At 46.9% G+C, this 5279-nt stretch carries 5 protein-coding genes and 4 tRNA genes; 7 read left to right on the top strand and 2 right to left on the bottom strand.

The window, feature by feature from the left end; translation table 11 throughout:
- Nucleotides 1-300: 300 nt before the first annotated feature.
- Complete coding sequence (murB, locus tag BS639_RS24435) at nucleotides 301-1338, top strand: UDP-N-acetylmuramate dehydrogenase (RefSeq protein ID WP_084984631.1); 1038 nt, start codon at nucleotides 301-303, stop codon at nucleotides 1336-1338.
- Nucleotides 1335-2294, top strand: a complete 960-nt coding sequence (gene birA / locus BS639_RS24430) for a bifunctional biotin--[acetyl-CoA-carboxylase] ligase/biotin operon repressor BirA (RefSeq protein WP_084984630.1) — start codon at nucleotides 1335-1337, stop codon at nucleotides 2292-2294. Before murB ends, birA begins: the two co-directional genes overlap by 4 nt.
- A 68-nt stretch (nucleotides 2295-2362) precedes the next feature.
- Here the strand turns inward: birA and coaA are convergent, their stop codons facing one another.
- Nucleotides 2363-3313 (bottom strand): type I pantothenate kinase, encoded by a 951-nt coding sequence (gene coaA / locus BS639_RS24425; protein WP_055775321.1) that lies wholly within the window; start codon nucleotides 3311-3313, stop codon nucleotides 2363-2365.
- 228 nt (nucleotides 3314-3541) lie between these two features.
- Nucleotides 3542-4090 carry a GNAT family N-acetyltransferase gene (locus BS639_RS24420; protein ID WP_084984629.1) on the bottom strand — a complete coding sequence of 183 codons (549 nt, stop codon included), beginning with the start codon at nucleotides 4088-4090 and terminating at the stop codon, nucleotides 3542-3544.
- Nucleotides 4091-4520: 430 nt separating this feature from the next.
- On the opposite strand from BS639_RS24420, the gene BS639_RS24415 reads away from it, so the two are divergent.
- The 5 genes from BS639_RS24415 to BS639_RS24395 form a co-directional block, all read left to right on the top strand.
- A tRNA-Thr gene (locus tag BS639_RS24415) sits at nucleotides 4521-4596 on the top strand.
- A 20-nt stretch (nucleotides 4597-4616) separates the two neighbouring features.
- Nucleotides 4617-4701, top strand: a tRNA-Tyr gene (locus BS639_RS24410).
- A 203-nt stretch (nucleotides 4702-4904) separates the two neighbouring features.
- Nucleotides 4905-4979 (top strand) — tRNA-Gly (locus BS639_RS24405).
- A gap of 13 nt (nucleotides 4980-4992) precedes the next feature.
- A tRNA-Thr gene (locus tag BS639_RS24400) sits at nucleotides 4993-5068 on the top strand.
- Nucleotides 5069-5177: 109 nt separating this feature from the next.
- Nucleotides 5178-5279 (top strand): GTP-binding protein (locus BS639_RS24395; RefSeq protein WP_232799363.1); only part of this gene is annotated, 102 nt, incomplete at its 3' end.

Raw genomic sequence — 5279 nt, 5'->3', positions numbered from 1 at the left:
AACTGCCAGGCATCAAATAAAGCACAGAACCTCAGCGAAAGCTGGGGTTTTTTGCTAATTGGCGTTTGTAAAAGGGCGAAAAGCCGGGTCAAGTGCTACGAAAATCGGGCCCCTGTCTGACGACAGGGGCCTTTTTGCGTTTGGAAGTGGCTGTATCATGTAATGGTTGCTGAAATTTTCATCATTATTTTCATTCTTTGGATTTCAGAGTTCGGAAAAAGCGGTGAAAAACAGTCGCGTCAGCCCGCACAGGATCGGGTAAACTAAGGATAATTAAGCCACGAATGAGTAACACGCGTTATGTCGAGTCACGACACATCACTGAAAAATCTTAATACCTTCGCTATTGAAGCGCAGGCGTCAAAAATTATCACCGCAACGCGTAATGAGCATCTGACCGAAGCCTGGCATTTGACCAAGGAAAATCGTCAGCCTATGCTGCTGCTTGGCGAAGGAAGTAACGTCCTATTCCTGGAAAATTTTGCCGGTATTGTGGTGGTAAATCGCCTAAAAGGCATCGAAATAACACAAACAAACAATGAATGGCTGCTCCACGTTGGGGCGGGTGAAAACTGGCATCAGCTAGTCTGTCATACTTTGGAAAATAACATCGGTGGTTTAGAAAATCTGGCGTTAATACCGGGATGTGTCGGCTCTGCGCCAATACAGAACATTGGCGCCTACGGAATTGAGCTGCAAAGCCTCTGCAATTACGTTGATTTGCTTAACCTTGATAACGGTGAAGTGCTGCGTCTGTCAGCTATCGATTGCCTATTCGGCTATCGTGAAAGTATTTTTAAACATGCTTATCGCGAGGGCTATGCCATTGTCGCCGTAGGATTACATTTGCCTAAAGAGTGGCATCCTAAGCTGACCTATGGTGATTTGACTCGAATGAGTCCAGCAACGGTCACGCCAAAGCAAATATTTGATTCGGTATGTGCCATGCGCCGCAGCAAATTACCTGACCCTGCTAAAACAGGTAATGCGGGCAGCTTCTATAAGAATCCCATTGTTGATGCCGAAAGAGCGGAGACATTGCGTATCGATTACCCAAATATGCCGATTTACCCACAGGATGACGGTAAAGTGAAGCTTGCTGCAGGCTGGTTAGTAGAAAATGCAGGCTTGAAAGGGTTTAAAATAGGGGGAGCCTCGGTACATCAGCAGCAGGCTTTGGTACTGATTAATCGAGATAATGCTACCAGTCAGGACGTTGTTGCACTCGCGCGCCACGTTCGCCAGCAGGTTGCAGACAAGTTTTCCGTATGGTTGGAGCCCGAAGTGCGATTTATCTCCGCTCAGGGCGAAGTTAACGCAGTCGAGGCTTTATCATGAAAGATATCACCGTACCGCTGCGCCTGATTTCTACTCTGTCCAACGGTGAGTTTCATTCCGGTGAACAGCTTGGAACCGAACTGGGTATGAGCAGAGCTGCCATTAATAAACATATTCAAACCGTACGAGAGTGGGGATTAGATATCTTCACTGTGCCGGGTAAGGGCTACAGACTACCGGCACCGATACAGCTGCTGAACAGCGATAAAATCCTCGCGGCTTTGCCAGAAGGGAAGGTAGACGTCCTTCCCGTTATCGATTCAACTAATCAATATTTGATGGACCGCATTAACCAACTGAAATCAGGAGATGCCTGCGTAGCTGAATATCAGCAGGCTGGCAGAGGGCGACGTGGCCGCAAGTGGTTTTCACCCTTTGGCTCTAATCTCTATCTTTCAATGTATTGGAAATTAGATCAGGGTCCAGCAGCAGCAATGGGGTTAAGTCTGGTTATTGGTATTGTGATGGCGGAAGTGATGCAACGCTTGGGGGCTGCCGACGTCAGAGTTAAATGGCCAAACGATCTCTACCTGAAAGACCGTAAGCTCGCGGGTATTCTGGTCGAATTGACGGGTAAAACCGGCGATGCGGCACATTTGGTCATCGGCGCCGGTATTAACCTTCGTATGCGTGAACCGGCGGCTGATGTCATCAATCAAGGGTGGATTAACCTGCAGGAAGCCGGTATTAATATCGATCGCAATGAGTTGACGGTCACTTTACTGAAAGACCTGCGGGCGGCGTTGCGTCAGTTCGAATTGGATGGGCTTTCACCGTTTATTGCACGTTGGCGCAGTATTGATAATTTCCTCGATCGCCCGGTTAAATTGCTGATTGGCGATAAGGAAATACACGGTATTGAACGTGGTATCGATCCGCAGGGCGCACTATTGCTCGAAATTGATGGGGAAATTAAAACCTTTATTGGCGGTGAAATATCCTTGCGCGGCCTCTAAGAGTCTATGATTTTATAATTAATGGGTAAGAGGGGAGACAATCACGTCTCCCCTCTTTATTTTAGACATTACTTTCTCAACCGGACATTTTCCACGGCATGATTAGCGCTTTTCGTCATAATTAGGCTGGCGCGCTCGCGAGTAGGTAAGATATTTTCCTTTAAATTCAGTCCATTAATTTCTTTCCATAGGCCGGTGGCAATTTGAACAGCTTCGGCTTCAGGCAGTTTTGAATAATGGTGAAAATAAGAGTCAGGATCTGAAAATGCACCCTGACGGAATTTCAAAAAGCGATTGATATACCAGCTTTGTAATAAGTCTTCTGGCGCATCGACATAAATAGAAAAATCGACAAAGTCCGAAACAAATACACGGTGCGGATCGTGAGGATAATCCATTCCGCTTTGTAAAACGTTAAGACCTTCTAGTATGAGTATATCGGGCTGATTAATAACTTTATTGCCGTCGGGGATAACGTCATAAATTAAATGTGAATAGACTGGCGCACTGACGTTTTTAGCACCCGATTTAACTTCGGATACAAACTTCACCAGTTGATGGATATCGTAAGACTGTGGGAAGCCCTTTTTTTTCATGATCCCGCGCTCATTGAGCGTTTTATTGGGATAGAGGAAACCGTCGGTCGTAATCAACTCTACGCTGCGATGCTCAGGCCATCGGCTTAACAGGGCCTGAAGCAGACGTGCAGTCGTGCTTTTACCCACGGCAACGCTGCCGGCAATACCAATCACATAAGGGATTTTTTGCCCATCGGTTCCTAAAAACTGCTCAAGAACCGCCTGGCGGCGCAGGTTGGAGCTGATATAGAAATTTAGCAGGCGCGAAAGCGGCAGGTAGATCTGTGCAACTTCTTCAAGAGACAGGTCCTCGTTGATACCTTTCAGTTTCATAATTTCCGCTTCTTTGAGCGTTAATGGCACTGAATCGCGTAGGGCTGCCCACTGAGTCCTGTCGAACTGTAGATAGGGGGTTGCCAAAGATAAGTCTCTTTTCTTCATAAGTTAAAGTCTGCCTGTTAGCGCAGGTCAGGAAAGGCGCTGCACGCCAACTCCAGACAGTAAACCAGCTGGCTATTATAGACAGCTTGCTTTCAGGCGTAGACATTTTTCTTATTTACTTATCGATTTCTTTGATTGAGTTAAAACATTTTTGAAAAAAATGAACAAGAAAAATGGGGTTATAGATGTATAACCCATTGTTAAATAGTTGTTAATTTCAGAGGTGTATTAATTTATCGACTGCAAGGGGAGCGGGGCGTCAGGTATTAATCGCTTATAATAAAGCCTGTCGAGATGAGGAGATGAATAGGATCCAGGCATTTCGGTCGATTTTTTACCAGAGCACCGATAGCCCTGCGCACGATAAAAGGCCTCTGCGGCGCTCCCTGCCTGTATATCGAGTGACAACAGACCTCGGCGCAGGCTGAAAGCGGTATTCTCCAGTTCCCGCATAAGCTGCTTCGCCACACCCTGCCTTCTGGCTGCTGTATCCACTACCAGTGTCGATACAGTGCCGCATTGCCGCAAAGTATCACTTGCCGCTAACTCAAGCTGTACAGTTCCTATCAGACCTTGCGCACTGCGAGCAATCCATAATAATCGCTGATGCTTCGACATGGCTTCACGCAGATCATGGAAAAATGCCTCACTGACCGCAGGGGAGTCTTCGTGGCAAAGGAGCCCCGGTAGACTTCCCGCTTGGCCATCGCAAAACAGCTCAGCCAGCTCTTCACGGTATATTGGTAATGTTGCAGCATTGAGCAGGACAATTTTCATATTCGCTTCTCCAAAGACGGATGTGGGAGTATGGGATATCAGGAATGAGTGCTCATTCGTCTCTTACTAATAGACAAAGCAATAAGCGCGCCAACTAAAAAACCTCGGATAACAGGTAACGTTGCTCCTGTTGGGCAATGGATTGATATAAAAGTGTGCGTGAGATCACTTTTCTGGTGCAAAGGACGTGGGGTGAACTTTTCGCGGGAAGAAAAAAATCGCCACTTTTCTCGTTTTTTCGAATCGAGTCAAAATGAAAACGCAAAGGGGATGTGTAAAATTACGGCTCAACTGGCTGCTCTTTAAGCAATAAACAGGCTAAAATGGGCCTGAAAGCACTATTTTGAGTAAAACATGACCTAACGAACAATTATCTCAATTTTTTTGTTGCATGACCCGCCAAGTCCCCCTAGAATGCGCAGCACTTGATGCCGGCTTAGCTCAGTTGGTAGAGCAACTGACTTGTAATCAGTAGGTCACCAGTTCGATTCCGGTAGCCGGCACCATCAAGTACTTAACACAATTAGGTGGGGTTCCCGAGCGGCCAAAGGGAGCAGACTGTAAATCTGCCGTCATCGACTTCGAAGGTTCGAATCCTTCCCCCACCACCATCTTCCTTTGCGAGGTAGAAACGGCAGTAGCCGAATCGACCAGCCAGCAGAGTGAAAGATGACAGTTTACAACCTTGAGTCTCCTGGCATTCAGTTAAATGAAACAGCACGGGTCTTGAGGTGAAGGTGCGGAATTAAGTGTTTCATCGCCTTGTCCCCACCTTGATGTTCTTCAGAAAAATCAGGTAGCCGGGTTCTAGGATGCGGGCATCGTATAATGGCTATTACCTCAGCCTTCCAAGCTGATGATGTGGGTTCGATTCCCACTGCCCGCTCCAACTAACTAGATGTGCTGATATAGCTCAGTTGGTAGAGCGCACCCTTGGTAAGGGTGAGGTCGGCAGTTCGAATCTGCCTATCAGCACCACTTCTGAATTCCTCCCCCCTGATTTTCTTCTGAAACTTAATTCAAACAAGCAATTGCTTGGTTGATGTGGTGATACCACCGATCTAACCGTGTCTCAGAGGGACAATCGATGTCTAAAGAAAAGTTTGAACGTTCTAAACCGCACGTCAACGTTGGTACTATCGGCCACGTTGACCACGGTAAAACTACCCTGACAGCTGCTATCACCACC

The sequence above is a fragment of the Rouxiella silvae genome (assembly GCF_002093625.1).
GTDB classification, from domain to species: Bacteria; Pseudomonadota; Gammaproteobacteria; order Enterobacterales; family Enterobacteriaceae; genus Rouxiella; species Rouxiella silvae.
The sequence above is the reverse complement of the archived record's forward strand: the minus strand, read 5'-3'. Positions and strand labels throughout refer to the sequence as shown.

What these genes read in the sequence shown, in the direction of transcription:
- murB (WP_084984631.1), top strand. Translation starts at nt 301, where the DNA reads ATGTCGAGTCACGACACATCACTGAAAAATCTTAATACCTTCGCTATT.
- birA (WP_084984630.1), top strand. Translation starts at nt 1,335, where the DNA reads ATGAAAGATATCACCGTACCGCTGCGCCTGATTTCTACTCTGTCCAAC.
- coaA (WP_055775321.1), bottom strand. Translation starts at nt 3,313, where the DNA reads ATGAAGAAAAGAGACTTATCTTTGGCAACCCCCTATCTACAGTTCGAC.
- BS639_RS24420 (WP_084984629.1), bottom strand. Translation starts at nt 4,090, where the DNA reads ATGAAAATTGTCCTGCTCAATGCTGCAACATTACCAATATACCGTGAA.